25 protein-coding genes and 1 pseudogene are annotated in these 26560 nt (G+C 71.6%); 11 read left to right on the top strand and 15 right to left on the bottom strand.

Features of this window, described 5'->3' with window-relative positions; translation table 11 throughout:
- Positions 1-509 precede the first annotated feature (509 nt).
- Positions 510-2048: a helix-turn-helix domain-containing protein gene (locus ABZS54_RS31735; RefSeq protein ID WP_355543851.1), complete on the top strand. Its 1539-nt coding sequence runs from the start codon at positions 510-512 to the stop codon at positions 2046-2048.
- 171 nt (positions 2049-2219) lie between these two features.
- On the opposite strand, the gene ABZS54_RS31730 is transcribed toward ABZS54_RS31735, so the two are convergent.
- The 3 genes from ABZS54_RS31730 to ABZS54_RS31720 all read right to left on the bottom strand — a co-directional run bounded on the left by ABZS54_RS31730 (position 2220) and on the right by ABZS54_RS31720 (position 3728).
- The gene (locus ABZS54_RS31730; RefSeq protein WP_078974137.1) at positions 2220-2444 is read right to left on the bottom strand and encodes a hypothetical protein; all 225 of its coding nucleotides are present in this window, start codon (positions 2442-2444) and stop codon (positions 2220-2222) included.
- Positions 2445-2768: 324 nt separating this feature from the next.
- Positions 2769-3041, bottom strand: a complete 273-nt coding sequence (locus tag ABZS54_RS31725) for a hypothetical protein (protein ID WP_355543847.1) — start codon at positions 3039-3041, stop codon at positions 2769-2771.
- A 144-nt stretch (positions 3042-3185) separates the two neighbouring features.
- Positions 3186-3728: a hypothetical protein gene (locus tag ABZS54_RS31720; RefSeq protein WP_355543844.1), complete on the bottom strand. Its 543-nt coding sequence runs from the start codon at positions 3726-3728 to the stop codon at positions 3186-3188.
- A gap of 456 nt (positions 3729-4184) precedes the next feature.
- Between ABZS54_RS31720 and ABZS54_RS31715 the strand changes: the two genes are divergently transcribed.
- Positions 4185-4469, top strand: coding sequence for a hypothetical protein (locus ABZS54_RS31715; protein WP_355543841.1), 285 nt, complete (start codon positions 4185-4187; stop codon positions 4467-4469).
- A gap of 35 nt (positions 4470-4504) precedes the next feature.
- On the opposite strand, the gene ABZS54_RS31710 is transcribed toward ABZS54_RS31715, so the two are convergent.
- From ABZS54_RS31710 to ABZS54_RS31695, 4 genes are all read right to left on the bottom strand, one after another.
- Complete coding sequence (locus ABZS54_RS31710; protein ID WP_355543839.1) at positions 4505-5944, bottom strand: FAD-binding oxidoreductase; 1440 nt, start codon at positions 5942-5944, stop codon at positions 4505-4507.
- A 167-nt stretch (positions 5945-6111) separates the two neighbouring features.
- Entirely contained in the window at positions 6112-7407 is a 1296-nt protein-coding gene (locus tag ABZS54_RS31705; protein WP_355543836.1) for an MFS transporter, read from the bottom strand.
- On the bottom strand, positions 7404-7979 hold the full coding sequence (locus ABZS54_RS31700; RefSeq protein WP_355543833.1) for a helix-turn-helix domain-containing protein: 576 nt from the start codon (positions 7977-7979) through the stop codon (positions 7404-7406). The genes ABZS54_RS31705 and ABZS54_RS31700 overlap by 4 nt, the downstream gene beginning before the upstream one ends.
- 335 nt (positions 7980-8314) lie before the next feature.
- Positions 8315-8521 carry a hypothetical protein gene (locus tag ABZS54_RS31695; protein ID WP_355543830.1) on the bottom strand — a complete coding sequence of 69 codons (207 nt, stop codon included), beginning with the start codon at positions 8519-8521 and terminating at the stop codon, positions 8315-8317.
- 431 nt (positions 8522-8952) lie between these two features.
- Between ABZS54_RS31695 and ABZS54_RS31690 the strand changes: the two genes are divergently transcribed.
- Both ABZS54_RS31690 and ABZS54_RS31685 read left to right on the top strand, forming a co-directional pair.
- The gene (locus tag ABZS54_RS31690) at positions 8953-10662 is read left to right on the top strand and encodes an FAD-dependent oxidoreductase (protein ID WP_355543827.1); all 1710 of its coding nucleotides are present in this window, start codon (positions 8953-8955) and stop codon (positions 10660-10662) included.
- A complete protein-coding gene (locus ABZS54_RS31685; protein ID WP_355543824.1) occupies positions 10659-12077 on the top strand; it encodes an ATP-binding protein in 1419 nt (472 codons plus the stop codon). The genes ABZS54_RS31690 and ABZS54_RS31685 overlap by 4 nt, the downstream gene beginning before the upstream one ends.
- 64 nt (positions 12078-12141) lie before the next feature.
- Here ABZS54_RS31685 and ABZS54_RS31680 read toward each other — a convergent pair whose 3' ends face one another.
- On the bottom strand, positions 12142-12435 hold the full coding sequence (locus tag ABZS54_RS31680; protein WP_355543821.1) for a type II toxin-antitoxin system PemK/MazF family toxin: 294 nt from the start codon (positions 12433-12435) through the stop codon (positions 12142-12144).
- A 379-nt stretch (positions 12436-12814) separates the two neighbouring features.
- Between ABZS54_RS31680 and ABZS54_RS31675 the strand changes: the two genes are divergently transcribed.
- The 3 genes from ABZS54_RS31675 to ABZS54_RS31665 all read left to right on the top strand — a co-directional run bounded on the left by ABZS54_RS31675 (position 12815) and on the right by ABZS54_RS31665 (position 15326).
- Complete coding sequence (locus tag ABZS54_RS31675; RefSeq protein ID WP_355543818.1) at positions 12815-14038, top strand: histidine kinase; 1224 nt, start codon at positions 12815-12817, stop codon at positions 14036-14038.
- Positions 14038-14709, top strand: a complete 672-nt coding sequence (locus tag ABZS54_RS31670; protein ID WP_355543815.1) for a response regulator transcription factor — start codon at positions 14038-14040, stop codon at positions 14707-14709. Before ABZS54_RS31675 ends, ABZS54_RS31670 begins: the two co-directional genes overlap by 1 nt.
- Positions 14710-14903: 194 nt before the next feature.
- Positions 14904-15326 carry a hypothetical protein gene (locus ABZS54_RS31665; protein ID WP_355543812.1) on the top strand — a complete coding sequence of 141 codons (423 nt, stop codon included), beginning with the start codon at positions 14904-14906 and terminating at the stop codon, positions 15324-15326.
- A 7-nt stretch (positions 15327-15333) separates the two neighbouring features.
- Here the strand turns inward: ABZS54_RS31665 and ABZS54_RS31660 are convergent, their stop codons facing one another.
- From ABZS54_RS31660 to ABZS54_RS31645, 4 genes are all read right to left on the bottom strand, one after another.
- Positions 15334-16335, bottom strand: a complete 1002-nt coding sequence (locus ABZS54_RS31660) for a hypothetical protein (RefSeq protein ID WP_355543809.1) — start codon at positions 16333-16335, stop codon at positions 15334-15336.
- A gap of 284 nt (positions 16336-16619) precedes the next feature.
- A complete protein-coding gene (locus ABZS54_RS31655) occupies positions 16620-17276 on the bottom strand; it encodes an ester cyclase (RefSeq protein ID WP_355543806.1) in 657 nt (218 codons plus the stop codon).
- 375 nt (positions 17277-17651) lie between these two features.
- Complete coding sequence (locus ABZS54_RS31650) at positions 17652-18539, bottom strand: TIGR03854 family LLM class F420-dependent oxidoreductase (RefSeq protein WP_355543804.1); 888 nt, start codon at positions 18537-18539, stop codon at positions 17652-17654.
- 170 nt (positions 18540-18709) lie between these two features.
- Positions 18710-19588, bottom strand: coding sequence for a helix-turn-helix domain-containing protein (locus ABZS54_RS31645; RefSeq protein WP_355543801.1), 879 nt, complete (start codon positions 19586-19588; stop codon positions 18710-18712).
- 173 nt (positions 19589-19761) lie between these two features.
- Between ABZS54_RS31645 and ABZS54_RS31640 the strand changes: the two genes are divergently transcribed.
- A complete protein-coding gene (locus ABZS54_RS31640) occupies positions 19762-21000 on the top strand; it encodes a cytochrome P450 (protein ID WP_355543798.1) in 1239 nt (412 codons plus the stop codon).
- Between the two features lie 86 nt (positions 21001-21086).
- Here the strand turns inward: ABZS54_RS31640 and ABZS54_RS31635 are convergent, their stop codons facing one another.
- Entirely contained in the window at positions 21087-21668 is a 582-nt protein-coding gene (locus ABZS54_RS31635) for a hypothetical protein (RefSeq protein ID WP_355543795.1), read from the bottom strand.
- Between the two features lie 295 nt (positions 21669-21963).
- Between ABZS54_RS31635 and ABZS54_RS31630 the strand changes: the two genes are divergently transcribed.
- Together ABZS54_RS31630 and ABZS54_RS31625 are read left to right on the top strand one after the other, a co-directional pair.
- The gene (locus tag ABZS54_RS31630) at positions 21964-22497 is read left to right on the top strand and encodes a DUF6817 domain-containing protein (protein WP_355543792.1); all 534 of its coding nucleotides are present in this window, start codon (positions 21964-21966) and stop codon (positions 22495-22497) included.
- A 291-nt stretch (positions 22498-22788) separates the two neighbouring features.
- Positions 22789-23601: an alpha/beta hydrolase gene (locus ABZS54_RS31625; RefSeq protein WP_355543789.1), complete on the top strand. Its 813-nt coding sequence runs from the start codon at positions 22789-22791 to the stop codon at positions 23599-23601.
- 112 nt (positions 23602-23713) lie between these two features.
- Here the strand turns inward: ABZS54_RS31625 and ABZS54_RS31620 are convergent.
- Both ABZS54_RS31620 and ABZS54_RS31615 read right to left on the bottom strand, forming a co-directional pair.
- Positions 23714-24055: pseudogene (locus ABZS54_RS31620) on the bottom strand (SDR family oxidoreductase); the annotation flags it as partial.
- A gap of 52 nt (positions 24056-24107) precedes the next feature.
- Positions 24108-25139: a WYL domain-containing protein gene (locus ABZS54_RS31615; protein ID WP_355543786.1), complete on the bottom strand. Its 1032-nt coding sequence runs from the start codon at positions 25137-25139 to the stop codon at positions 24108-24110.
- 61 nt (positions 25140-25200) lie between these two features.
- Here ABZS54_RS31615 and ABZS54_RS31610 point away from each other — a divergent pair, with 61 nt between their 5' ends.
- Entirely contained in the window at positions 25201-26343 is a 1143-nt protein-coding gene (locus ABZS54_RS31610; RefSeq protein ID WP_355543783.1) for a winged helix DNA-binding domain-containing protein, read from the top strand.
- The last annotated feature ends 217 nt before the right edge of the window (positions 26344-26560 follow it).

Here is a 26560-nt window from a genome sequence, read left to right as displayed (position 1 = left end):
CCGTGATCGCCCGGCGGCTCACCCCGCGAAACGGGTGCGCAGTGTCCCCATCGCCGCGCTCCAACTCGCCCTGGGCGGGCTGGTGATGGTGGCCGCGTTCGTGGGCCTGGGCCGGCTGTTGCGGATCCACGAGGTGACGGCGGCGATGGGGACACTGCGCACCCGTTTCGCGGGGTGAGCCGCCGGGCGATCACGGCCGGCCCGCCGGATGTCGGCGCTGCCCGAACCGGGCCGGGCGGTGGGATCCGGCCGCGCCGCGGTGAGGGCGCATCCTTGAGGATGTGCGGCGATCGGGGGGCGGATTCCGTCGGCGTTCGGGACGCCGCCCGCCGGGGTGCGGGGCGCCCGTTCGGGGCCGTGGGTCCGTGCGGTTCGGTGCTTCGGACGGCGGCGGTACGGGGGAACCGGCGGAACCGTCGTGTCCGCATCGCTCCGTGTTCATACGATCATCGGAACATGATGGGCGAGGGCTTGGGGGCACGGCGGTGCGGGTCGAGGATCTGTTGGGCATGCCCGAGCTGCGACTGGCCCTGCTGGCGGGTACGGAGGGGCTCGCGCGCGAGGTGCTTCGGGTGTTCGCCGCGGATCCGGTCGACCCGGGCGGGGGCCTGGTCGGCGGCGAACTCGTGGTGCTGCACGCGGACGGGTACGGCGCCGACAACGGGGATCTCGCGCGGGCGCTCACGGCGGGCGGCGCCGCGGCGGTCGTGGTCGTGCCCGACGCCCGCGCCGGGGTCGACGGCGTCGAACCGGCCCTCGACGAGGTGCCGTACCCGCTGGTCGAGGCGTGCGCGCGAGCCGGACTCCCGCTGCTGCTGGCGCCGCGGGCGGCTTCGGTGGTGCGGATCGCCGAGGTGGTCGCGCACCGGGTCGCGGTCGAACAGGGGTCGGCCACGGGGCGGTTGCCCAGTCGCCAGCGGCGGCTGATCACGGCGCTGGCCGAGGGCGCCGACACGCAGGACCTGCTGGACCTGCTCGCCCGCGAACTCGGCGCGGCGTGCCGGGTGGTGACGCCGGCGGGGCGGATGCTCGTCGGCGCGACGGCGAGTGGGCCGAACGCGGCGTGGGTCGCGGCCGATCCGGTCGAGATCGCCCGCGGCGCGCTCGCGGCGGCGTGCTTGCCGGTGGTGATCGACGGCGAGACGGTGTTCGCGCTCGGGCGCGGGTCGGCGTTCGCGGGATACCTCGTCTGTGCCGGTGACCGCACGGACGACGACGCGCTCGCCCAGGCCGCCGACCTGCTGCTGCTGGGCGGCGCGCGGCGTGCGGAGCGGCTCGCCGTGGAGCGCGCGCACGCATGGGAACTCGTCGACATGGTCGAGTCGGACGCCGCCCCGGAGACGGTCCGGGCCCGCCTGGGCGCGGCCGGCATCGGGCCGGACGCGGCGCCGATCGTGTGCTGTGCGGCGGGCGACGGCGCGGACCCGGCGACCGGGCGGCTCGTGGTGGACCTGATCGAGCGGGTGCTCGCGGCGGATCCAGCGGCGCGGTGGGTGGTGGCCTGCGGCAAGGCCGAGTCGGTGGTGTTCTGCTCGGCCGGGACCGGGGCCGGCGCGGCGGCCCGGATCGCTGCGGCGTTCGAGCACGCGGCGCATTGGTGGGAGCCGCTGCTCGGAACCGAGCGGGTGGCGATCGGGATTGCCGGGATGTCACCCACGTGGGCGACGGCTCTGGCCGAGGCCAGGGGCGCGCGAGACCTCGCATGGGCGCGCCCCGGCCGGCTCACGGTGGCCGCGGGGCCGGAGATCGACGCCTATCCGGCGCTGCTGGCGGCCGTACCCGGGCCGGTCCGCAGCGCGTTCGCCGATCGGGTCCTGGGTGGCCTGCGCGCGTACGACGCCGAACACGGCACCGACCTGATCGGCACACTCACCGCCTTCCTGGCCGCGAACGGAGCCTGGCAGCGCTGCGCCCAGATGCTGGGCGTACATGTCAGCGCTTTGCATCAACGGATGGGCCGGGTCCGCGATCTGACCGGCCGGGACCTGTTCTCCGCGCGGGATCGGGTGGATCTGCTGTTGGCGCTGGAGAGCGACCACGTCGGTTGAGACCGGGCCGGGTGGGGGGACGAGACCGGGTGGGGCGGGGGAAGAGGCCCGGCTGGGACGGGAACGAGGCCGGGCGGGCGGAGGCGAGGGTGTGGTTCGAGACTGCGGCGCGGGCCCGCGCGGCGGCCCCGTTCGACCGGGCGCGGGCCCGCGGTGGTGCATCGTGGACGGCTATTTGGCGCCGCTGTCCTGGAGGTCGGCGAGCGATGCGGCCCAGCGGAAGTACTTGTTGCGGCCCAGGTCGCCGATGGTGGTGATCTTCAGCGACGCGAGGTGCTCGGCATGCGCGTCGGTGATTCCGGCCAGCCCGGCGACGGGCGCCGCGAGGACTTCGCTCAAGGTCTTGTTCTCATATGCCTTGTCGAGCAGCTTGTCGAGGTCGGCGGTCACGGGCATGGGTGCTCCCTGCGGGATCGAGGCGGCTGGTGTCCGCGGTCGGCTCCCATGTTCCGCCGGGATTGTCATGAATTCCGACATTTGTCGCGCTGCGCGTGTCGTTCGAGTGGCGGCCCGTCGATGGGCGACCGCCCGATGCCGGCGTCGGCGTTCCAGGGGTGCGAGCGCGGCCAGGACCAGCACCGCACACAGCAGCGGCAGCGGTACGGGATGCGGCAACGGCCAGATTCCGCCGCTCATTTCGCGTGCGGCCCACATGGCTGCTCCTCTCCGCTGCGCGCGTCGGCGCGGGTCGGGTGGGCGGGGTGGGTCAGGAGGGGCGGATCACGATGTCGCCGGACGGCGTGCGGGTGCGTACCTCGACGGTGTCGTCGGTCGCCGCGGGGCCGTCCGCCGAGAGCGGCGAGTGGTGTACCCGGCCGGCCGGCGGTAGTCGACCGAGGTCTGCTCGGCGGCCTGCACGTCGGCGCGGTGCGACGCGTCGCCGGGCCGTATGTCGACGACAGGGTCGGTACGGTCGCTCGCGCTGATCCGGCGGGTGCCGACCGTCGGCTCGACGGTGGCGAGGATCGGCTCGGGCGTTTCGAAGGCAGGCATGACATTCCGTCCCGGCGGAGGTGATGGACGTGGGAACGCACGTGGTCGGCGTGTGAACGACGGCATGTGGCCCGGGGACGGCGGTCGCAAGAGCCCGGTTGCCTCGCCCGTTCGACGCGCCGTCGACATCCCGGGTGGATCCGGCTAACGCACCCAGCCGGTGTAGCGCTGGGTGCCGCGCGAGGTCGCGCGTCGCTCGCTTCCTCGGTCCTCGGGTTCGAGCGCGGCGCAGACCGTGCGCACGAGCCAGGCGTTCACCGACAGGCCCGCGCGGCTCGCGGCCTGTTCGACCCTGGGCTTGAGCTGTTCGGACAGGCGCAGCGTGATGCGCGAGGTGCCACGCTCGTCCGCTCGGGGGACGGGTGCGGCGGCCGGCGGCGGGCCGGACCGATCGCCCGAACCGGCCTCGGATCCGCTCCCGGCCGCCTCGAACGACCGGGCGGTCGGCGCCGGTGTGACCAGGAAATCCGGGTCGACCCCGCGCAGCCGCACATCGACCGAGCCCGGCGCGAGTTCGCGGCTGATCTCGTCCGCGGCGGCGGACAGCGCATCGAGCAGGGCGAGCCTGGTGGCCGATTCGAGCGGTCCGGTCAACCGCTCGGCGAGCACGCGAGCCTCCGCACCGCCCGCCTCGGCGGCGACCGCGAGTTCGCGACAGAGCTTGTCGACGTACGGCGCGAGATCCATGACGCCATCATGACGCCAAGATGACGCTATGACAAGTATGAATGGCTCCGTAGATGGCGTCATGTGGCGTTGTGTGACGTCATGGTGGCCTCGGGTGATGCTATGGGGTCACGCGCGCCTTTCGGCGCCGCAGCGCAGGGCTGGGCCGGGTGCGCCGTCGGTCAGCCGATCGGGCTCGCCTGCGTGCTGTACGCGGCGAGGTCGACCACGGCATGCACCGAGAGGACCCGATTGACCACGGCCGTGATTCGTGCGCGCAGTTTCGCGTCGCAAGGGCGCGTTGCTCGTACTCTCCGAGCTCATCCCGTCCACCATGTCGGTCGCCGCCGAGCAGCCGGTCGCACACATCAGTACGACGGCCGTGAGCACCGGAATCCGCCGCAGCTGCGTCATGCGCACTGCCCGGAAGCGCCGACGACGAGGTCCGCTGCGGGCCGCGGAAAGCCGCGGCCGGGCATGCGGGCTCGGGCGGCCCGGGCGGGCGCGCTGCGGGGGTTCGTCGTGGCCGTCCGGATCCGGGTGCACAGCACATGGTCGCTCACCGTCGAATCATCGCCGGGCGTGGTGTTCTCGCTCTCGGCGTCCGAACTCGAACTCCCCGACGGATCGGGTGTCTCGGCGCATCCGCCGGGCAACACCACTGCCGATGCCGGGATCGCCGTCGCGGATCGCGCCGAGGCCATTCGTACTCGTTTCGACGACAGACTCCTCATTCGCCGAGTCCGGCCCCGCCGACCATGACTCGGGTACATGATCGCGGGGCCGGGAGGGGGAGTTCAGCTGGGGTCCGGTCGGTCGTTCGGGTGCGGGGCGACCACGTTGTGATTGCCGTCGAACAGGTTGGTCGGGTCGTGGGCCGCCTTGAGTTCGACCAGGCGCACCCGCGTCCCGGGGTCGTACATCGCGGCGACCTGATCGGGGGTGGGCGGGACCCCGTCGCCGTAGACGAAGTTGAGATTGCGGCCGACGGACAGCGGATTCAGCACGGCCTGGACGTCGGCATGCAGGGCACGCGCGACATCGAGATCCGCGCCGTCGATCATCGCCACGACCCGGACGATGTAGCGCGCGTCGCGATGGCCGACCGCGCTGGGCACCGCCGGTGGCCGGGACAACGCGCCGCCGAGGTGGCGCACCTCGTGCATGACCATCATCGGCGCGCTGGGACCGGCGATCCGGTACACCTCACGCATTGCCTGCGGATCCAGGTCGCGGACCAGGACGTTGTCGCCGAGGTAGGCGTGCGGGTGGACCGGATCGTTGTGGATGGTGTGCGAGTCGGCGTAGGCAAGCTCGGTCAGGTCGTCGACCAGGCGTGGTCCGACCGCGCGTAGCGGGGCCACCAGGCGTTCCCCGTCGGCGGCTTCGCCGGTGTAGACGATCTTGACGGTCGCGGTGTGCCGGCCGCGCAGCGGCGGCGGGACCTGCTCGATGTCGGGCAGGCCGATGAACGAGATCGACGAGGTGACCTGCTCCGGCACCGTCTCGGTCCAGGCGAGCCAGGCCGCGGTGGCCGCCTCGACGCGGTCGGCGTCGAAGATCAGCGAACCGCCGTACACCCGGGCCACCGGGAACAGGTCGAACTCGATCGAGGTGACGATGCCGAAATTGTCCCGGCCGCCGCGCAGCGCCCAGAACAGGTCGGCGTCGCTCTCGGCGGTGACGCGTCGTACGCTCGCGTCGGCGGTGACGACCTCGATCGCCCGGACATGGTCGGCGGCATAGCCGAATTCGCGGGCCATCAGGCCGAGTCCGCCGCCCAGGCTGTACGCGACGACACCAACGTGCGGGGCCGAGCCGTTGAGCGGGGCCAAGCCGTGCGGGGCACTCTCGGCCACCACCCGCTCCCAACGGGCACCCGCCTCTGCCCACGCGGTCCGGGCCCGGGGGTCGACCCGGACCCCGGCCATCCGTCGGGTGGAGATCAACACGCCGCCCGGGGTCGCGTTCGCCGGGGCGTGCCCGGTGGCCCGGACCGCCACCGGCAGCCCGTGCGCCCGGGCGAACTCGACCGCGAGCCGCACGTCCTCGGCGTCGGCCGCACCCACGATCACGTCCGGCCGCGGTCGGAACGCGGTCTGGAATCCGGAGCGCTCGTCGTCGTACCCGGCGTCTCCGGGCACGACCACGACACCCCGTACCCGCGCGGTCAGCGTGCCGATCGCAGCGGACGATTCCGGGCCGCCGCCCGTGTGCCCGGCAGCGTTGTTCGTCATCGGTGATTCCTTTGTTCGAGGCCCCGGGATCGTGTCCGGGGGCACCCTGATCGGAGCCTGTTGTTCCGTGCGGCCCACTCTCCCCTCATAACTTGACATCCGCCGTCACGTTTTCGGTGCGCTTCGAAAACCGTGCACGGCGCCGGCCCCCGTCGGCCGATCGGCCCTCAGGCCACTCGTCCCGGGACGGTCGGTGCCGTGCTGTCCCGGGGCGTGGTGGGCAGGTCGCGGCAGCGGCGGACGGGGGACAGGACCAGGATCAGGCCCATGGCCGGGATCGCGGCGGCCATGACCCACATGGTGGGGCGTATGCCGATCGTGGAGCCCAGGGTGCCCGCCAGCAGCGCGCCGAGCGGGATGGTGCCGTAGTTGACGAACTGCATGCTCGCGGTGATCCGACCGAGCAACTGCGGTGGACAGTAACGCTGTTGGAAGCCCGCCTTGATCACATTGGCGGCCACGACACCGGCGACCATCGCGAACGAGCCGAACACGAACAGCAGCAGCCCCGCGCCACCGGTGGTCAGCGGGACGAGCAGGACCAGGCCGGAGACACCCGGTTCGAAGGCCAGGAACGCCCGGGCCGTGCCCATCCGCGCGGCGACCCGGCGGGAGACGAACGCCCCCACGATGCCGCCGAGCGAGCCGGCCGCGATCAGGGCGCCGACCGCACCCTCGCTCACCCCGACCTCGCGGACCAGGAACACCAGTTGCATGGACTGGAGGCCGACCAGAGCCAGATTGGAGGCGCCGCCGTAGAGCGCGAACGTCCGCAACCACGGGTCGTGCGCGACCAGGCGCAGCCCCTCGCCGATCTCGCGGACGAGCGAACGCGGCACGCGGTGGTCGACGCCGTCGACGCCCGCCGTCGCATTCGGCGGCGGTTCCCGATGGCCGATGCCGAGCAGGCAGACGAACGAGGTGAGGAAGGTCCCGGCATTGACGAACATGCCGTTCACCGCACCCGCCGCCTGCGCGATCAGCCCGCCGGCGCCGCCCCCGACGATCTGTGCGGCGGACGCGCTGCCGTGCAGCTTGCCGTTGCCCTCGGCCTGATCGGCGGGCGCCAGGATGCTCGGGAGATAGGCGGTGTACGCGGTCTGGAAGAACACCGCGGACACCCCGGTCGCGAGCGTGATCGTCAGCAACAGCCCGACACTCAGTACGCCCGCCCAGTGCGCCAACGGCACCGCCAGGAACAGTGCGCAGGAGGACGCCGCGGCGCCGAGCATGATCGGCCGACGGGCTATTCGATCCACCCAGACGCCGACCGGCAACCCGATCAGCAACCATGGCAGCCAGGCCGCGGCGCCGAGCAGGCCGATCTCGAACGTACCGGCGTCCAGCGTGGAGATCGCGATCAACGGCATCGCCACGCCCGTGACCGAGGCACCGAACTTCCCGGCGGTCTCGCCACACCACAGCAGCCGGAAGTCGCGATGCCGACGAAGCAGCCCACTCATCCGGAATCCTCCTCGGGTCGGCGCGGAAAGGCCTGGAACTGCAGCACGATGGTGGCCGCGCCCGGCTGCTCGGGTTGCCGGACGGCCTCGTTGACCAGCTCGATCACCCGTCGGCCCAGCTCGGCCAGCTGATCCGCCGTCAGGCGCACCCCGCTCCAGTCCGAGACGGTCCGCGCGCTCACCCACTCGGGCCCCATGGTTTCGGCGTCCGCGAACGACTCGACCATGCGATTGCCCTGCTGCCGGAGAAACTCGCGCAGGTAGACATCCAGTGCGCCACGCGACTCGGGATCGCCCCGGAACTCGCTGGTATGCAGATCGCGTGGCCGCACCACGGCCCGCCACCAGCGCTCACGCCGCGTCCCGCGCTCGGGCACGTCCTCGATGAAGCCGTGCTCGGCAAGGTGCCGCAGATGCCAACTGACCGTTCCGGTGCTGTCGTCGACGCGCGCCGCCAGGTGGGTCGCAGTCGCGGGACCGTCCAGCCGTAGCAACTCCAACAGGCGCATACGTAGGGGGTGGGCGAGGGCACGCAGGCTACGGGCGTCCATCCGCCGCGGGGAGTCGTTCACGGTCCGACTGTATGAGACAGAGACTTCTCTGCAAAGGACTCTCTGCAAATGTCCCGACCCGATGTGAACGCGAGCCGGCCCGCGCCCGCAGAGCGGATGGCCGGCAAGAGCGCCGGTGGCCGGTGGCGGGGAGGGCCGATCGAGTGGGAGTCGACCGCCGAGCGGACGGGCGTTGTGGTGGTGGTCGTCCCCGACCCGCCGGCCGTGCGCTTGCGCCGCCGTGCCTGTTCGTCCGGCTCTTCGATCGGGCTGGTCGGTTGCCCCGGTCGGCCGGGTGCTTCCCGTGGCTGTGGCCGGTTGGGGGCGTGCTCGGCTCCTCCGTTGCGCTCCTGGGGCTATCGGGCCGCTGCTGCCGGTGGGGCAGTGGGTGATGTCGCGGGCGCGGTGGAGGTGATCGGGATGGGGGTTCGGGGCGGCGGGGTCGGGTCGGGGTCGTGGGTGAGGTGCAGGATCAGGGTGGTCAGGAGGCCGATCACGATCACGGCCACTCCGACGAGCGCCTGGATGGTCTCGCGGTGCGGAGGGCGTCGCTTCTCGGACATAGCGCCACGTTAGGCATGTTCGGGGTGGGTCGACAGGGAAAGTGCACGACTTTCCACGCAGGTGTCGGCACACGTCGGGTCGACAGCGTCGAAATCATGCGCACCACCCCCTCCGGCTGGGCCGCCGACCCGGCCTGCACGAGATGATCGGCGTACTGCGCGAGAGCGACGAACCGGCGCCCGTGGAGCCGGTCCACGAAGACCTCGACGCGCTGGTGGCGCGCTGCCGCGCCTCCGGGATGGTGATCCGGCATACGGTCGCACCGAGGACCGATGCGATCGCCGAGCCGCGCAGCCGCACCACCGACGACGGCGTACGCCACCGACACTCCTCACCTGCGGGTTTCGGCGAGAGGATAACGTGGCGGACGCGCCGTCCGGTGCATGGCCGAGGCCGGATCCGGGCAGTGGTCCCCTTTTGTGCTCCGCCCATGCCCGTGAGGAAATTCGTGGACAAGCCCGTACTACTCACCGTCGACGACGATCCGGCCGTGTCCCGTGCGGTGGCCCGCGACCTGCGGCGACAGTACGGCGACCGGCACCGCATCGTGCGCGCCGAATCCGGCGCACAGGCCCTGGAGGCGCTGGGCGAACTGCACGAGCGGGGTGAGCAGGTCGCGGTGCTGATCGCCGACCAACGTATGCCGCAGATGGACGGCGTCGCCTTCCTGGAACAGGCCGCGCACCTGTACCCGCGTGCGAAACGGGTGCTGCTGACCGCCTACGCGGACACCGGCGCGGCGATCCGGGCGATCAACGACGTGGACATCGACCACTACCTGCTCAAGCCGTGGGACCCACCGGAAGAGCGGCTCTATCCGGTCCTGGACTCGCTGATCACCGCGTGGGAGACCGCTCCGGTGCCGGACGAGAGCTGGGCCACGGTGATCGGCGCACGGTTCTCCGCGCCGTCCTTCGAGTTGCGCGACTTCCTCGCCAACAACGGTGTGCCGTATCGCTGGTACGACGTCACCCAGGCCGAGGCACGCCGACTGATGCGCGAGACCGGCACCACCGAGGCCGACGTGCCGGTGGTGATCGCGCCGGACTCGACCGTGCTGCGGTCCCCGTCCAAGGGTGAACTGGCCGAGTACGTCGGTCTGTCCGTGACCGCCTCCGGCGACCTGTACGACGTGGTGATCGTCGGCGGCGGCCCGGCCGGGCTGGGCGCCGCGGTGTACGCGGCCAGCGAGGGACTGCGCACGCTGCTGGTGGAGCGCCAGGCCACCGGCGGCCAGGCCGGGCAGAGCTCGCGGATCGAGAACTACCTCGGCTTCCCGGACGGCATCTCCGGCTCGCAGTTCATCGGCCGGGCCCGCCGACAGGCACTCAAGTTCGGCGCCGAGATGGTCACCACGCGCGATGTGACCGAGCTGCACGTGGACGGCGAGGTGCGCACCATCTCGTGCGACGGCGACATCGTCGCCCGGGGTCATGCGGTCGTCCTCGCCACCGGCGTTTCCTACCGCACCCTGGACGCGCCGGGCCTGGCCGAACTCACCGACCGCGGCGTCTACTACGGCGCGGCGCTGACCACCGGCCCGGACACCCGCGACCAGGACGTCTACATCGTCGGCGCGGCCAACTCGGCCGGTCAGGCCGCGGTGTTCTTCGCCCGCTACGCCCGCCGGGTGATCATCCTGGTGCGCGGCGCGGGCCTGGAGGCGTCCATGTCGCACTACCTGATCGAGCAGTTGGCGCAGATTCCCAACGTCGAGGTGCGCGTGCGCACCGAGATCACGCACGCGCACGGCACCGGCCGGCTGCGCGAACTCACCCTGCGCGACCGCGACTCGGGCAAGGAGGAGACGGTCCCCGCGTCCTGGCTGTTCGTCTTCATCGGCGCCAGCCCGCGCACCGCGTGGCTGGACGGCAGCGGTGTGCGACGCGACCGGGACGGCTACATCCTCACCGGCAGCGAACTCCTCGACGAATGCGACGGCGAACTCGACGGCTGGAGTCGGCCACCGTTCGTCCAGGAGACCGCCGTGCCGGGCGTGTTCGCGGCCGGCGACTCGCGCGCGGCCTCGGTCAAGCGAGTTGCCTCGGCGGTCGGCGAAGGCGCGATGACGGTGATGCTGGTACACCGTTATCTGGAGACCCTGAACACCCGGATCCCGGCGGCGGAGGGCTCGCGATGAGCGTGTGCGACGTGTTGCCGCCCGAGGAACTGCGCACCCTCTTCCTGTTCGAGAAACTCGCCGACGAACACCTGAACTGGCTGTGCGCGCACGGCAAGGTCAAGGCGTTCCCGGCGAACACCACGCTGTACCACGAGGGCGACCCCGGCGAGTGCTTCTTCGTGCTGCTCTCCGGCGAGGTCACGATGAACCGCACGGTGCGCGGCGGCGAGTTGGAGGTGCACCGCTCGTCGATGCGCGGTGCGTATGTCGGCGCCGCACTCGCCCTGGACGGCAACGACGGGACGCCGGCCGTGCACGCGTATGGCAACACCGCGCGAACGCACGTCGACTCGACCTTCTTCGTGCTGCCGGCAGCCGAGCTGGCGCAGGCCTTCACCGAGTGGTTCCCGATGGCCGCGCACCTGGTCGCGGGCATGTTCCTGGGCGCGCGCCGCAACGGTTCGGCGGTCGGCCAGCGGGAGCGCATGGTGGCCCTGGGCACCCTTACCGCCGGACTCACCCACGAACTGGGCAACCCGGCGGCGGCAGCCGAGCGGGCCGCCGCGAATCTGCGCACCCGGCTTGGGGAACTGCGTTCGGCCCGAGCCGAGTTGGCTCGCGCGGGGGCAACCGTCGAGGCGCTGGAGGCGCTGGACCGGCTCCAGGCCGAGGTGCTTGCCCACCGTGGCACCGAGGCGCCCCGGCTGCGCCCGCTGGAGTTCGCCGACCGTACCGACGAAGTCGCCGAGATCTTCGAGGACCTGGGCGTTGCGGATGCGTACGAGACAGCCCCGTCGTTCGTGAACGTGGGTCTGTACGAGGACTGGGCCCGGGGTGCGGGCGCCGCGCTGGGCTCGGCCGCCCGGCCCGGGTTGACCTGGCTTGCCGCCAACCTGGAGGGCGAGGCGCTGCTCGACGAGGTCGCCGACGCGCTCGGTCGGATCACCGAACTGCTCGCCGCCGCCGGCCAGTACACCCAGATGGACCGGGCCCCCTACCAGGAGAGCGATCTGCGCAAGGGCCTGGACAGCACGGTGGCCATGCTGGCCGGCCCGCTGCGCGACATCCGGGTCGAGCGCGAATACGCCGAGGATCTGCCGAAGATCCAGGCATATCCGGCCGAGCTCAACCAGGTGTGGACCAACCTGATCGACAACGCCGCCGACGCGATGGGCGGCAAGGGCACGCTGACCCTGCGGGCGCGCGCGGACGCGGCGTCGGTGGTGATCGAGGTCGAGGACGACGGCCCCGGCATCCCGCCCGACATCCAGGACCGGATCTTCGAGCCGTTCTTCACCACGAAGGCGCTCGGCGAGGGCACCGGACTGGGCCTGGACATCTCCTACCGGATCATCGTCGAACGGCACGACGGCACGGTCACGGTCGACTCCGAACCCGGCCGCACCACGTTCCGGATCACCCTGCCGAGATAGCGCGGAACCCCCGTTCGCCGCGCCGTCCCGGGTCGCACGGCCGGCCTCGGCCTCGCCGACGGCCTCACAGACCCAGGACGGCGCGCAGCGCGACATCGACCCGTTCCATCTCGTCGGGCGCGACATCGCCCAGATAGGTGCCCTGTTCGAAGCGGCGGTGCCGCGACGTGTACAGGTCGGGGGCGAGCACGACGCCGGTGACCGGCGTGGTGATCCGGACCGTGACCAGTGACTCCTGCCGGTCGCCGACGGTGTCCACCAGTGCGCACAGCGCCGCGCCCGGGTGCAGTGCGGCGACGTGGTCGTTCTGCACGATCATGAAAGTACGTTCGCGGCCGACGGTGGGGATCGTCCACACCTGTCCCCGCCTCAGTGGCCGCACGGCTCCGCCCCTGTCCGGCCCGAGACGGCGAAGGCCGGCCGAGCACACCGCGCTGTCCGTGTCGAACGGTCGGGGTCGGGGACGAAGCGGTTGCCGGTAGCCATGGCATCAGTCGTACCAGACGCGACGGCACCCGAAATGCCATCGGAGGGCGCGTTCGTCGGCGGCCGATCGATTCGCCCGATTGGTCGGCTCCCCGGCGCACTTGCGCCGACAAGCGTCGAACGGGCCCGAGGGGCCCCAGGGGCTGACGGGCCCGTGCGGCCGGATCCCGTGCAGATCCCTCTCACGAGCGAGGCGGCGGCGGGGGATCAGCCGCGACACTGTCGGTACACACCACCCGGGAGCACGCCGCATGTCCGACCACCTCGCCGAGCGCGGCGCCGACCGGCACGTCCGTGACCGGGCCAAACACACGCTGGGCATCCTGCGCCGGATCGACCCGCAGGTCCTGGACATCATGATCGCGCTGATGGTGCAGTTCATGGTGTCGCTGCCGTTCCTGGTCGCCTTGCGTTCGCCCTATCGGCTCGGGTTCCTGCTGCTGAGCGGCACCGCGATCCCGTTGATCTGGCGGCGCCGGCAGCCGTTCCCGGTCGCGTGTGTGGTGGCGGTGTTCACGGTGCCGGTATCGCTGCACCATCGACCCGGCCAGCCGTTCCAGTTCGGCATGACGATTGCGATCTACACGGTCTTCGCGCTCGGTCGGCGCTGGGAGCGGATCGCCGTCGCGGTGTTGGCGCTGCCGATCACGCTGGTCGTGGAGAACTTCAAGAATCAGCCGGCGCAACAGGCCACCTTCGATGTCCTGGCCCTGACCGCGGCCGCCGCCTTCGGACTGGCCACCAGGCACCGCACCGCCTACATCGCCGGGATCGAGGAGCGCACCCGGCGGCTGGAGCACGAGCGCGACCTGGAGATCCGTCGCGCGGACGCCGAGGTGGCCCGGGCCGCCGTGCGCGAACGGGCCAGGATCGCCCGGGACATGCACGACATCCTGGCGCACGCGGTGAGCCTGATGACCGTGCAGGCCGAGGCCGGACCGGTGGTGGTGCGCAGCGATCCGGCCCGCGCGGAGGCCGCGTTCGACGCGATCGCGGACGCCGGGCGCGATGCGATGGTGCAACTCCGGCGGATCCTGGGCACGCTCAAGGAGGACGACGAGGCCGGCGCCCGGGCGCCACAGCCCACCGTCGCCAACATCGCCGACCTGGTCGCCGAGGTCGGCCGGACCGACCTACGGGTGGTCTACGAGAGCGTCGGCGTGCGCCGACCGCTGCGCTCGGACGCGGAGATCGCCGCGTACCGTGTCGTCCAGGAGGCGCTGACCAACACGGTCAGGCACGCGCACGCCACCGCGGTGGTGGTGCGGCTCGAATGGGGCGTGGACACGATGAGGATCACCATCACCGACGACGGCCGGGGCGGGCGACCGCGTCCGGGCGGCGGCCACGGGCTGATCGGCATCCGCGAGCGGGCGACCGCGTGCGGCGGCAGCGTGACGGTCGGGCCGCGAGTGACCGGGCCGGGCTTCGAGGTCGCGCTGCGGATCCCGGTCGGCCCGGTGCGGACCTCGTGATGCCGATCAGCGTGGTGGTGGCCGACGATCAGGGGTTGGTGCGCAGCGGCTTCGCGATGATCCTGGACGCGCAGCCCGACATCTGCGTGGTGGCCGAGGCGGGCGACGGCCTGGAGGCGGTCGAGGCGGTCCGCGCGCACCGGCCCGACGTACTGCTCCTGGACGTCCGGATGCCCCGGATGGACGGCATCGAGGCGGCCCGCGTGGTGTCGGCCGAGGCGCCGAGCTGCCGGATCGTCATGCTGACCACGTTCGACGTGGACGAGTACGTCTACGACGCGCTCTACGCGGGTGCGGCCGGATTTCTGCTCAAGGACGTGCGCCGGGACGACCTGGTGCATGCGGTGCGGATGGTGGCGAGCGGCGAGGCGCTGCTCGCGCCGTCGGTGACCCGACGGCTGATCGCCGACTATACGCGCCGACTACCCCGTACGGAGGCCCCGGCCGAACCGGCCGAGCGGCTGGCCGTGTTGACCACGCGCGAGCGGGAGACGATGCGCTGCCTGGCCCTGGGCATGTCCAACGCGGAGATCGCCGAGGCGCTGGTGGTCAGCGAGCACACGGTGAAGACGCACGTCAGCAGCATTTTGGGGAAGCTCGGGCTGCGCGATCGGGTGCATGCGGTGATCTGTGCGTACGAGACGGGTCTGGCCGTTCCGGGCACGACTTGACCCCGCGCGAGCGGTGTGCGGGTCGCCGACTCGCTCGCTCGGGTGAGGCCCGCGAGATTTCTCCGTCCTACAGGGGGAGTACGTGGCCCGGTGGAAACGGTTCGTACAGCCGATGTGGCAATCGGCCTCGCCGGTGGATCCTGATGGGGCCCGAGGGACTGTCCCGTCGGGCGCTTCGAACGGGGGAGCGCGCCATGAGCGATGTCCTGCAGCAGACGACCACCGAGCTCTATCTGCGGCTGAGCGACTGCACGATGCGCCTGGGCAAGGGTTCGCGTGGGCGACCGGCGCTCGAGGTGTACACGGGCTACCGGCTGATCGACGTGGCCGTGGCCGGCGCCGCACTGGGGCCGACCCTGCTGCGCGGTGCGCTGCGGTCCGGTCGCGGCGAGCCGGCGTGGGCGCTCGCATGGGGCGTGTTGCCGGACGACGGCGTGCCGCCGCAGGTCGAGTTCCGGCGCGGCCGGTTCGTGCTCCAGGCGCCGGCGACGATCTTCGGTGAGCGCTTTTGGGTGTCCACCGTCCCGGGCACGTACCGCTCCATGACGGTGCGCACCGTAGGCGACGCGGTCGGCGAGGGCGGTCGGCTGACCCGAATGCGCACGCCGCGGTTGTGAGTCGGCGTCATCGGGCGCTGTCCGGCCCGGTGGTGGATGTGGGCGCCGGCGCGGATCCGAACCCGGGCTCGGCGTCGGGCTCGGCCTCGAATTCGGGCTCGGATTCCACGAGGTGCCAACGACCCCTGGTCGGGTCGTAGCAAGCCGACAGGTCGGCCTGGGGCGGGAGGCGCTTGCCGAGTCGCCACTTGTCCGCCGCGAGATCGAGTCGGACCGTGCCGTCCGGTTCGGGCGCGCGGACCGGGCCCGACCAGTGTCCGCTCCGGGCCAGGATCGCCCGCACGAACTCGGCGTCCGGTTCGACCACGGTGACCGCCTCGGTGCGCGGCTCGACACTGGGCTCGGTGCTGGGCTCGCTGCTCGTCTCGGTGCTCGTCTCGGCGCGCGCGAGCAGCGCCGCGCCCGCGGCGAGGGTCAGCAGTCGGGCGAACACCCGGACGGGTAGCACGGGGTCGCGGCTCTCGATGTGGAAGTAGCAGTCGTCGTGGCCGGAGAAATGCAGCTCGGCGTCCGGTAGCTCGTGCAGCACGCAGGTGTCGAGGCCACGCGTGCCGACCGCGAGTGCCATCTCGTCGGCGGCCGCGGCCGCCACCGGGCCGGGCGCGTCGACCACGTCGATGTTGTACGGATACAGCTCCGCCAGGAACGGGCCCAGGTCCGACCGGCGCAGCACGAGCAACTCGTTGTGCCCGGCCCAGGTGACGTCGTGCGCCTCGGCTTCGACACCCTGCTCCCGGGCGATCTCGCCCGGCGTCCACTCGCGACGGCCCTCCTGATCGAACCAGTAGTGCCCGAGGCTCTGCACCGTGACTACGGGCTGCGCGAACGCTTCGATTACGTCGACCAGATCGCACACCCGCGCCGCCGCGCCGCCGATCCCGTACACCCCGTCCCGCTCGAACACCTCGGCGGCGAACGGAAACCCGTGCCCGGCGAGTCCGACGGAGTTGGTCCGGAAGGCGCTGCTCCACTGGACCCGGAAGGTGGGCGGGTTGTGCTCGTCGGTCATCGTCGTCCCGGCTCGTGCCTCGGCCGTCGGCGGGTCGTGATGGAGCCCGTCGAGGCAACCACCGGGTCGGTACCACGGTGGTGCGCCAAGCTATCGGGAAGGCGGGCGCCGGGCGTGGGCGGGGCTCGGCGTGATCGGGCAACTCGGGTGCCGGGTGGGCTCGGGGTGAGGCCGCCCGGCACCCGACGGCCGGTGGATCGGGGACCCTGCCGGGACCCGGCGACGTTCCGGCGGCCGGCTTGGCCCGAATCGAGCCGGCCCGGCCCGTACCGTATCGAGCCGGGTCAGTTGCCGTGTGCGACCGGGCAACCGCCGGTGAGTCGGGACAGGAAGGCGTTCGGGTCGTAGTAGTGCTCGACCTCGACGAGCTTGAGGTCTTCGCTGACCTTGGCCACGCTCATGCCGAACATCTCGATGGTCTTGCCGTCCGGCTGGAAACCCTTGTACTCGCCCGTGTAACTGCCCCAGTGCCGCCACTTGAAGGCGATCACGGGCGGCGGGGAGAGGACTTCGAGGACCTCCCAGTAGAAGCCCTCGGGAAACGCGGTGTGGAAGATGTGGTGTGAGGACTCGAAGCTCTCCCGACCCGGCGAGTAGAAGATGCTGTCGCCGATCAGGATGTTGTAGCTGCCCTGGTCGACGATGTCCTGCGCGCTCGCCCAAGGGCCGCCGTTGACGTTCGTGCGGAAGCGCTCGGTGACCATCGAGACCCAGGTCTTCGGATCCTTCTTGTGCGAGACCTCCATCTCGAAAACCTGCACGAGGCTCTCGACGATCGCCTCCAGCGAGTCGGATGCGTGCTGTGTGCTGCGCTGGCCCGGCATCACCGTGTGCGAGAGGTGGTAGTCGGGGGCCGCTTCGCGCCAGCCGTCGGGGGCCGCCGCGGCGACGACGGCGTCCCGTCCCTGAAGCCAGAGCGGAGTCGTGGGGGAAGTCGACACGTGTATTTCCATCCTTCGTTGCCGGTGGCAGCGCTCGGTGGCGCGCGCCGTCCGGAGGGGAACGGGGGCGATCCTGACTGACTGTCAGACCGGGCGCAACCCTCCGTCGTGACGGCCGGTGCGGCACCGTTGGCCGAATTCGATCGGAACTGCCGTACGGAATCCGGCCAATCGGAGGGCACGACCGACTCCCGGGCATACGGGGACTGTTCACGTGTCGACCTCCGCTCCGACGCAGGTCGGCGGGTGGACGACGAACGTGCGGCCGGTGGTTCGCACGCCGGGTGCGAACCACCGGCCGCATGATTCCGGCAGCCGCGAGTGTGCGCAATATTTTGCTTACGGAACGTCAATCGCCGTGTGCGGCAGAATCGTTCACGTCTCCAGCGGCAACAGTTCGGCGGCGAATTCGGTCAGGAACGAGGTCCACGAGGGCGGCGTGCCGGCCGGTCGGACCACGAACTTGCTCACCCCGGCCTCGGCGTACCGCCCGATCAGCTCGCGCGCGGCGGCCCACCCGGTGGGCACCAACTCGGCGACGTCCACGTCCGGTCGCTGCCGGCGCAGCGCGCCGAACTCGCGGCTGGGCATGCCGTCGAACGCGACGACCAGGCTCATCCCGTAGTGGTCGTCGTCGACGGTACGCCCGGCCTCCGCCGCGGCGGCCTCGATCGTGCGCCTGGCCGCGCCGGCCTCGTCGGGGCTCAGCGCGGCGCCGAGCCAGCCGTCGGCGAGCCGGCCCACCCGCCGCAGCGACTTCGGGCCGCTGCCGCCGAGCCACAGGTCGAGCGGGCGGGTGGGGCGCGGTCCGACGCGTGCGTGTTCACAGCGGTGGTACTTGCCCTCGAACGACACGTCGTCGTTTTCGAGCAGGAGACGCACGACGGTGAGCGCCTCGTCCATCACCTCGCCGCGCGGGCCCGGGATCGGGAACAGCGGCCGTTCGCGCGCGGTCGCGTGTCGGACGCCGAACACCGGCAGGATCCGGCCCGGCGCGAGTGCCGCCAGGGTGGCGAGTTCCTTGGCCACGGCCACCGGGTTGCGGCCGGGCAGCACAGTGACACCGCTGCCCAGCTTGAGCCGCCGGGTGCGGCCGGCCACGTAGCCGATACCGACGAGCGGGTCGGGCAGGTCACCCCCGACCAGATCGGGCAACCACAGCGAGTCCACGCCGATGTGTTCCATGTGCCGGACGAGTTCGTCGAACGTCGCGGGGTCGGCGGGGTCACGCGGGCCCAGGCCGACACCGATGCGCAGTTTCATGGGAATAGTTTGTTGGGCGACTTTGTCGCCGGCTCGCGAGGCACCACTTTTTGCGGAGGCGCGAAACGGAGGAGCAAAAGGTGGCCTCTCGCTCGGGACGGTGTGTCCCTCCGCTTCGCTCCGGGTCACACCGTCCACGCTTGCCGGCTCTGTCGCTCTCCGCGCGTTGATTACCTGGGGCGGGGGGCGCCGGCGTGTCTGGGGGTGGCGGAGAGGTGGGTGGCGGTGGTTTGCAACGCGGTGATGTATTCGTGGCGTTCGGTGTGGCCGACGGCATCGCGTAGTGGGCCGATTTGGAGTTCGTGGGTCGGCCGGCCGTGTGCGTCCCGGATGGGTGCGGCGAGGTAGCTCAGGGGGAGGGCTTGATCCGAGGTCAACTCGGCCTCGGTGTACGGGTGTGCGCTGATCGACGCGAGTTGATCGCGTACCCGCTCGCGCAGTCCGGTGCGTCCCGGGTGTTCGTCCAACAGCCCCACCACGTCCCGGAGGACGGCCAACAGTTCGGCCGAGTCGGTGCGCGGTCGCCAGGCGGCGATGCCGTGCGCGCGGATCGTGTCCAGGGTCGCCGCCAACTCGGGTGCGTGCGCGAGCCACGCGGCCCGTTCGGCGGCCGACCGCCACGGCATCACCGAGGCCCCGGCCGGCGGTCGCAGCGGCAGCCTGGTGCCCACCTCGATTCCGGCCGGCAGCCGGCCCGGTCCGGGCTCCACCGCGAGGAAGACCACGTGATCGACATCGACCAGGGACAGCGCCACCCCACAGCCGACCCGGTCCGCGAGTGTGGCCAACACCTGCGCCGTGCCCGCCGGGAGTCGCACGCGCGCATGCACCGCGTCGGCGACCGCGAGCAGGCCCGGTCCGAGCATGTACAGCCGATCCGGCCCCCGCCGCACCCAGCCCGGTGCCTCCAGTGCGGCGAGCACGGCGGTCGCGGTGGACCGGTTCAGATCCAGGCGGGCCGCCACGTCCGACACGCTCAGCCCGCGTGGCGCGGCGGCGAGCAACTCGATCACGGCCACCACCCGATCGGTGGGCGGCGAAGCAACCATGCGGCACCCCTTGTTCGGGCTCGGGCTCATCCCTAGAGTCAACGAATATACGTCACTTCGGCGACGAATATTCGTCAACTCGTGAAGTGAGGCCGCGATGTGCGCGGATGTGTGTGCACCCTGGCGGCGCGGACGAGGCGATGCGGCGCCGAAGGCTTGGCCAGGGAGCCCGGATGACCGATCTGCCCGCAGCGCGCGAAACGTTCGAATCCACAGACCCGTTCGATGAGCTCGCGCCGTTCGATATCGAGGGTTACGACTTCGCCTTCGACGACATTCCCAACCTGCACGAGGTGATCGCCGCGGCGCGGGCGCGCAAGCCGTACGCGATCGTGCCCTTCCTGGGTACGCGGGCGGTGTTGTTCCTGACCCACGATCTGGTGACCGCCGCGTTCAAGGACGAGGAGTCGTTCCCGGCGTCCGCGATCTACGCCGCGACCACCGAACCCGTACTCGGGCACACCATCCAGTGCATGCGCGGCGCCGAGCACCGGGTCAACCGGAAGCTCGTGGTGCCGGCGTTTCGGCGCAAGGTGGTCACCGACCAGGTCGAGGCGATCCTGGAACCGCTCGCGCACGAACTCGTGGACCGCTTCGAGGCGCGCGGCGAGGCCGACCTGGTCACCGAGTTCACGCACGGCTACCCGGTCCGGGTGATCACCCGCCTGCTCGGACTGCCGATGGACGACGAGGAACGATTCCGCCGCTGGGCCGTCGACCTGTTCCACTTCCCGATGGCGCCGGAGGCGGCCGAGCGCGCGTCGCGCGAGTTCACCGAGTACGTCACGCCGATCGTCGCGCGCCGCCGGATCGACCCGGGCGACGACCTGCTCTCGACGCTGGCCCGTACCGAGGCCGAGGGTCGCCGGCTCACCGACGAGGAGATCCTCTCCTTCCTGCGGCTGCTCTTCCCGGCCGGCGCCGACACCACCTACCTGGGACTGGGCAACGCCCTGTTCGCCCTGCTCACCCACCCCGAGCAGTTGGCCCGGGTGCTGGCCGACCCCGACGAGGAACTGGAATGGGCGGTCGAGGAGTCGTTGCGCTGGGAGCCGCCGGTGGGCCTGTTGCCTCGGGTGTGCCCGGCGCCGGTTCGCGACTGGCAGGGGCTGGGACTGGACATACCGGCGGAGACACCGCTGATCTTCGCGATCACGGCGGCCAACCGGGACCCGGCGCACTACCCGGACCCGGACGTGTTCGACATCGGCCGCCGGGTCCGACCCACGCTCGCGTTCGGCGCCGGGCCGCACGTATGTCTCGGCACCTGGCTGGCCCTCGCCGAGATCCGGGCCGCGCTCAAGGTGCTGCTGCAACGGCTGCCGGCGATGCGACCCGCCGAGCCGACGCGCGTACGAGGGCTGCTCGGTACGGCGCTGCGCGGGCCGGAGTCGTTGCGCGTGCGGTTTTAGCGGCGGGGCGCATCCGACGTGGCGTCGATGCCGCGGGCGTGGCTTCGGTGGGCGCGGGCGATCCCGGCGGTGGTGGTATGGGGTGCCTAAAGGGCCTGTGCGGCCGGGGTCGGGTTCGTCTCGGCGTCGATGCGGGTCACGTTCTGGAGTAGGCCCCAGACGAAATCCGCCCGGTACGTGCTTTCGCCTTCGGTGATCAGGCTCGCCCAGCGGCTGGGCGCGGAACCCTCCACGTGTCGCAATTTCGGGTACGCGTGCTCGATGTCCCCGATCACGAACCCCCACGGCCGCAGCCCGGCCACGCTCTCGACGGGCGGCGTCGTGGCGGGATCGGCTCGCACGAGCCATTCCTGCCAGACCCGCCCGTCGGGGCCGGTGAGGATTTCGAAGCGCAACTCCGGCCACAGCGGCAGCACCCACCATTGCGCGTCGGCGGTGAGATCCCCGATCCTGCGTTCGGCCCGGCCGGCCGGCTCGCCGAGCGCGGCCCGGTACGCGCGGGCGGGGCCACCGACCGAGCGGCTGCGCACCATGCGCTGCCACTGAGCGTTGACCTCGCGCATCCGGGTGCGGCTGAATTCCAACTCGCGGACGGCATCGGCGACCAGATCGGGTTGGTAATCGCCCATGCGTCGCAACAACACCAGACAGAACTGATCCGGTCCCACGCTGATCTCCGTACTCGTTCGCAGCCTGCCTCGACGCTATCCACAAAGCGGACGGCCGCGTCGTCATTCCCCGCCGGTCGTTTCCGGCACGTCCTTTCCGGTGCCGCGCCCGGCACCGGCAGGTCCGCGCACGTCGTTCAGGGCATTGTGAATGTCGAGCAGAGCCCGGGCACCCCGCAATGTGTATGCCCGAGGCCCTGGGATCTGACGGTTCGTCAGCGCTATCGTGAGCCCGAAGTCATCGGGCGGCCACCGGACAGTCGGCGCCGACCCATTACGTGGCAAGGGGTGGCACATGATCGTCGACTACATCCGCATGCTCGGCGGGGACCGCATCGAGCATCCCGGCGGAACCCTGCTGGCCCACCTGAGCCGGGTCGAGGCCCTGCTCGACACCTGGGGCGCACGCCCCGAACTGCGCACCGCCGGCCTGTGCCACGCCTTCTACGGCACGGACGGCTTCGCGACCGCCCTGCTCCCGCTGGACCGCCGCGCCGAACTCGCCGGCCGGATCGGCGTGGACGCCGAGCGCATCGTGTACTTCTACGGCAGCTGCGACCGGACCGCCAGCCACGGCACGCTGGTCGACGGCCCGTTCCGGGACCGGTTCACCGGCCGCACCTACCGGCCGACCGAGGCCGAGCGGCGCGACTTCGCCGAGCTCACGGCGGCCAATGAACTCGACATCGTCCGCGTCGCCCCGGAGCTTCGGGCGCAGTGGGGCGCGGAGCTGCGGGCCCTGCTGGCCGGGTTCCGTCCGCTGCTCAGCGTCGCCGCCTGGGCCGAGTGCGAACGGGTGCTCGGGGACACCAGGGCCGGCACCCGGTAACCGGTACCGGCGCGAGTCAGCGGCCCTCCGGCGACCTGTCGGCGTGGTGGCGATGTCGCGCGGTGGGCGTGTTCGCGGCCCGGACGGTGCGGATTCGCGAGGCCGCGCCCCGGCCCGCGGCGGCGCCGGCCGGGGCGGATCGGGCAGCCGAGGAGCCCGCGACGGGGGTCGGCTCACTGCGCTTCACGAGCGCCCGGGTCGCCGGATCGGGAAAACCGGGTTTGCCGGACGGGGCACCGCTCGCGTCCGTAGCGTTGCAACGCAGCGGTTCCCGCACAGAAGGCAGATCTCATGGATTCCGGCACGCTGGCGGTACCCGGAGCCGACCTCTATTACGAGGTTCGCGGCTCCGGACCGGTCCTGTTATTGATCAACGGCAGCAACGGGGATACCGGCCTGTTCTCGGCGCTGGGCGAGCGGCTGGCCGACCGCCACACCGTGGTCGCGTACGACCGACGAGGCAACTCCCGTAGCCGGCTCACCGGTCCGCCCGGCGAGCAGCGCATCGACGAGCACGCCGACGACGCGCATCGGTTGCTCTTGGCCCTCTCTTCCGAACCCGCCGCCGTCTTCGGCACCAGCTCCGGTGCCACGATCGGCCTCGACCTGCTCGCCCGACACCCCGAACAGATCGATCTGCTGATCGCCCACGAGCCGTTCGTGTTGGGGCTGTTGCCCGAGCCGAAGCGGTGGCACGAAAGGTTCGACAAGGTCTGCGAGCTGTATCGGACCGACGGCGTGAAGGCCGCGATGGGCGAGCTCAGTGCGCTGTTCGGGCTGGCCGGCCCGCCGGAACCCACGCCGGACCTGCCGGCTCCGGTGCGGGAGTTGATCGAACGGGTGCAGGCCAACGTGCATTTCAATCTGTCCTATGAACTCTCGTCGTTCGCCCGGTTCGAACCGGACTTCACCGCGCTGCGGGGCGCCCCGCTGGTGCCGGTGGTCTCGAACGAGGGTGCGCAGACGCTGCTTTACCGCACCACGGCACTGCTTGCCGAGCGCCTCGGCCTCCCGGTCGTGGAGTTCCCGACCGATCACGTGGGTTACGCGTTGCGGCCGGACGAGTTCGCCGTGGCACTGGCCGAGGTACTCGACCGGGAGTAGCCGATCGGCCGCCCGGACCAGGGCAGTTCGGGGCGTCGAGCGGCATGCCGAGGCGGCCCGGCCGTGTCGGGGTGACGGCGGCCGGGCCGGGGCTCGGAATCCGTAGTGCCGGTCAGGCGCTGGCGCCGCCGTCGAGGACGAGGTCGGTGCCGACCGCGAAGCCGGCCTCGTCGGAGGCCAGGTACAGGACGGCAGCCGCGAGTTCGGCCAGTGTGCCGACCCGGCCGGACGGGTTCTCACCCTTCATTCGGTCCGCGCGCTCGGCCTCGGTCTCGCCGGGACGCAGCGACATCGTGGTGGCCGGCGGGCCGGGGCTGACCGCGTTGATTCGCACGCCCTCGCCGATGTGGTCGAGTGCGGCGCTGCGGGTGAGGGCGCTCACGGCGGCCTTGGAGGTGACGTACGCGCCGAGGTTGGCGAGCCGGGCGTGGGCGCCGAGGTTGGACGCGATGTGCTGCGGGTGTGTCCGGCGGGGCTCGGCCGTCGTGGGTCCCGACGAGCCGGTCTCAGCCCGCCGCTCGGGTCCAGCGCCCGGCCAACCGGGCGACCCGCTGGACGAGTTCGGGTGGGCTCTCGACGGTGAAGTCGAGGTCGAGGAAGGCGAGACGAATCGCCAGCGCGTCGATCGAGGACGCCCCCGTGGTCAACCGGCACGTATCCGCGTCGATCGCCTCCAGGACGCCGTCGGTGGCGCCGATCCGAGCCGCGGCGAGTTCCGGTGAGGCATGCAGGCGCACGGTCGCGCGGTGTGCGTAGGTGCCCGTGGAGATGCCCGCGCGGATGTACGCGGCGACATCGCGGTCCGGCAGCGGACGCGGCGCGAACCCCGGGCCGGTCGGCGGGCGCAGCCGGATCCGGTCCACACGAAAGGTACGCCAGTCGGCGCGGTCGAGGTCCCAGGCCAGCAGGTACCAGCGGCGTCCCGTGCAGGCGAGTCGGTGCGGTTCGGTCGTGCGGACGGCCTCGCGACCGTCGTGGGTGCGGTAGTCGAAGCGCAGCGTCTCGGCGCAGTGGCACGCCGCCGCGATCGTGGCCAGGTCGGCGGGGGCCACCGTCTCGCCGCACACCGGCAGCGACACGGTGACCGCGTCGAGTGCGTCGACCCGGCGGCGCAGCCGGGCGGGCAGCAGCTGTTCGAGCTTGGCCAGCGCCCGGGCCGAGGTCGGCCCGATCCCGGCGACCGTGCCGCCGACCGCGGTGCGCAGTCCGGTCACGATCGCGACCGCCTCGTCGTCGTCCAGGAGCAGCGGCGGCAACCGGTCGCCCGCATCGAGCCGATACCCGCCGGCCGACGTGCGGACCGGATGGCCCGCCGCGCGCAGCCGTTGCACGTCGCGCCGGACGGTGCGGGGGCTGACGCCGAGGCGCGCGGCGAGTCGGGGGCCGGTCCAGCCCGGCGGGTCGGGTGGGAGGGGCTGGTCGGCACGGTCGCGGCGCCTCGAAGGCGACTGCGGCTCGGGGGCGGACTGCCGTTCGGGTCGCGATTGGAGGAGGGACAACAAACGAAGCAGGCGGGTCGTACTCTCCAGCGTGTCCATGTGATCACCGTGGCGTCGAATGCGGCAGGTTTCCGTCCGCATTCGCTCCTAGTCTTCGGGCATGGAGATCACCACTCTCAGCACCCGCCGACTCAATCGCGCGCTGCTCGAACGTCAATTGTTGACCCGACGGCACGCGATCTCGGCGGAGGCGGCGATCACGCACCTGGTCGGCATGCAGGCGCAGGCCCCGCACCCGCCGTACATCGGCCTGTGGACCCGCCTCGCCGACTTCGCGCCGACCGAACTGGCCGACCTCCTGACCGACCGCCGCGCCGTGCGCCTGGGCCTGATGCGCGGCACGGTGCACCTGGTGACCGCCGCGGACTGCCTTGCGCTCCGGCCCGTCGTGCAGCCGATCTACGACGCGGACCTGTACCGCAACGCCCTGCACGGACTCGGCGACTCGAAGGTCGATGTGGCCGAACTAATCGCCACAGGACGGGAGTTGATGGCCGAGCGACCCCTGACCGCCAAGGCGCTCGGGCTTGCGCTCGCGGAACGTTTCCCGGACGAGGATCCGAGGGCCCTTGCGCACGCGCTGCGCAGCCAGGCACCCCTGGTCCAGGTCCCGCCGCGGGCGTTGTGGGGCCGCAGCGGTCAATCCGCCTGCACCACCGCCGAACACTGGCTGGACCGGCCACTCGCGGCCGAAACCGCCCCGGACGCCATGCTGTTGCGCTACCTGGCGGCCTTCGGTCCGGCCACGATCGCCGACATGCAGGCCTGGTCCGGCTTGAGCCGGCTGCGTGAGGCGGTCGATCGGCTCCGTCCGAGTCTGGCCGTGTACCGAGACGAGGCCGGGCGCGAGCTCTACGACATCCCCGACGCTCCGCTGCCCCCCGAGGACGCCCCCGCTCCGGTTCGGTTCCTTCCGGAATTCGACAACATCCTGCTCTCCCACGCCGACCGCGCCCGGATCATCTCCGAAGAGAACCGCAAACGCCTCTTCACCGTCAACGGCATCATTCGGGCAACCTTCCTGGTCGACGGCCTGGTTGCGGGCATGTGGCGGCTCACCCGAGCCGGCAAACCGGTCTCGGCGGGCTCTTCCGCCGCCGTCCGCCGTTCCGGCCCGCCCCTTGTCCTCGACGTGCAACCCTTCCGCCCGATCACCGAGGAAGCCAAGGCGGCCCTGACCACCGAAGCCGCCCGCCTTCTGGCCTTCACCACCCCACACGACCACGAGGTCCGCTTCGCCTGAGCAGGCCCGCCGACATCCGTGCGTGACGGTCCTCGCCCTTGCCGGCGTCGGTGCCCCGTTCGTTCCCGGCGTGACGCGAAGGCTGCGATCAATCGGGGTGGGGGTCGGTGGGAGGTCAGATGCGGTTGCGGCGGTGGAGGCGGAGGGCTTTGAGCATGGCGACGGCGGCGGCGGTGGAGAGGGCGGCGCGGATGCCGTTCCAGATGTTCCAGGTGGT

The sequence above is a fragment of the Embleya sp. NPDC005575 genome (genome assembly GCF_040605455.1).
Taxonomy (GTDB): domain Bacteria; phylum Actinomycetota; class Actinomycetes; order Streptomycetales; family Streptomycetaceae; genus Embleya.
This window is presented reverse-complemented; position numbering and strand designations above follow the sequence as displayed.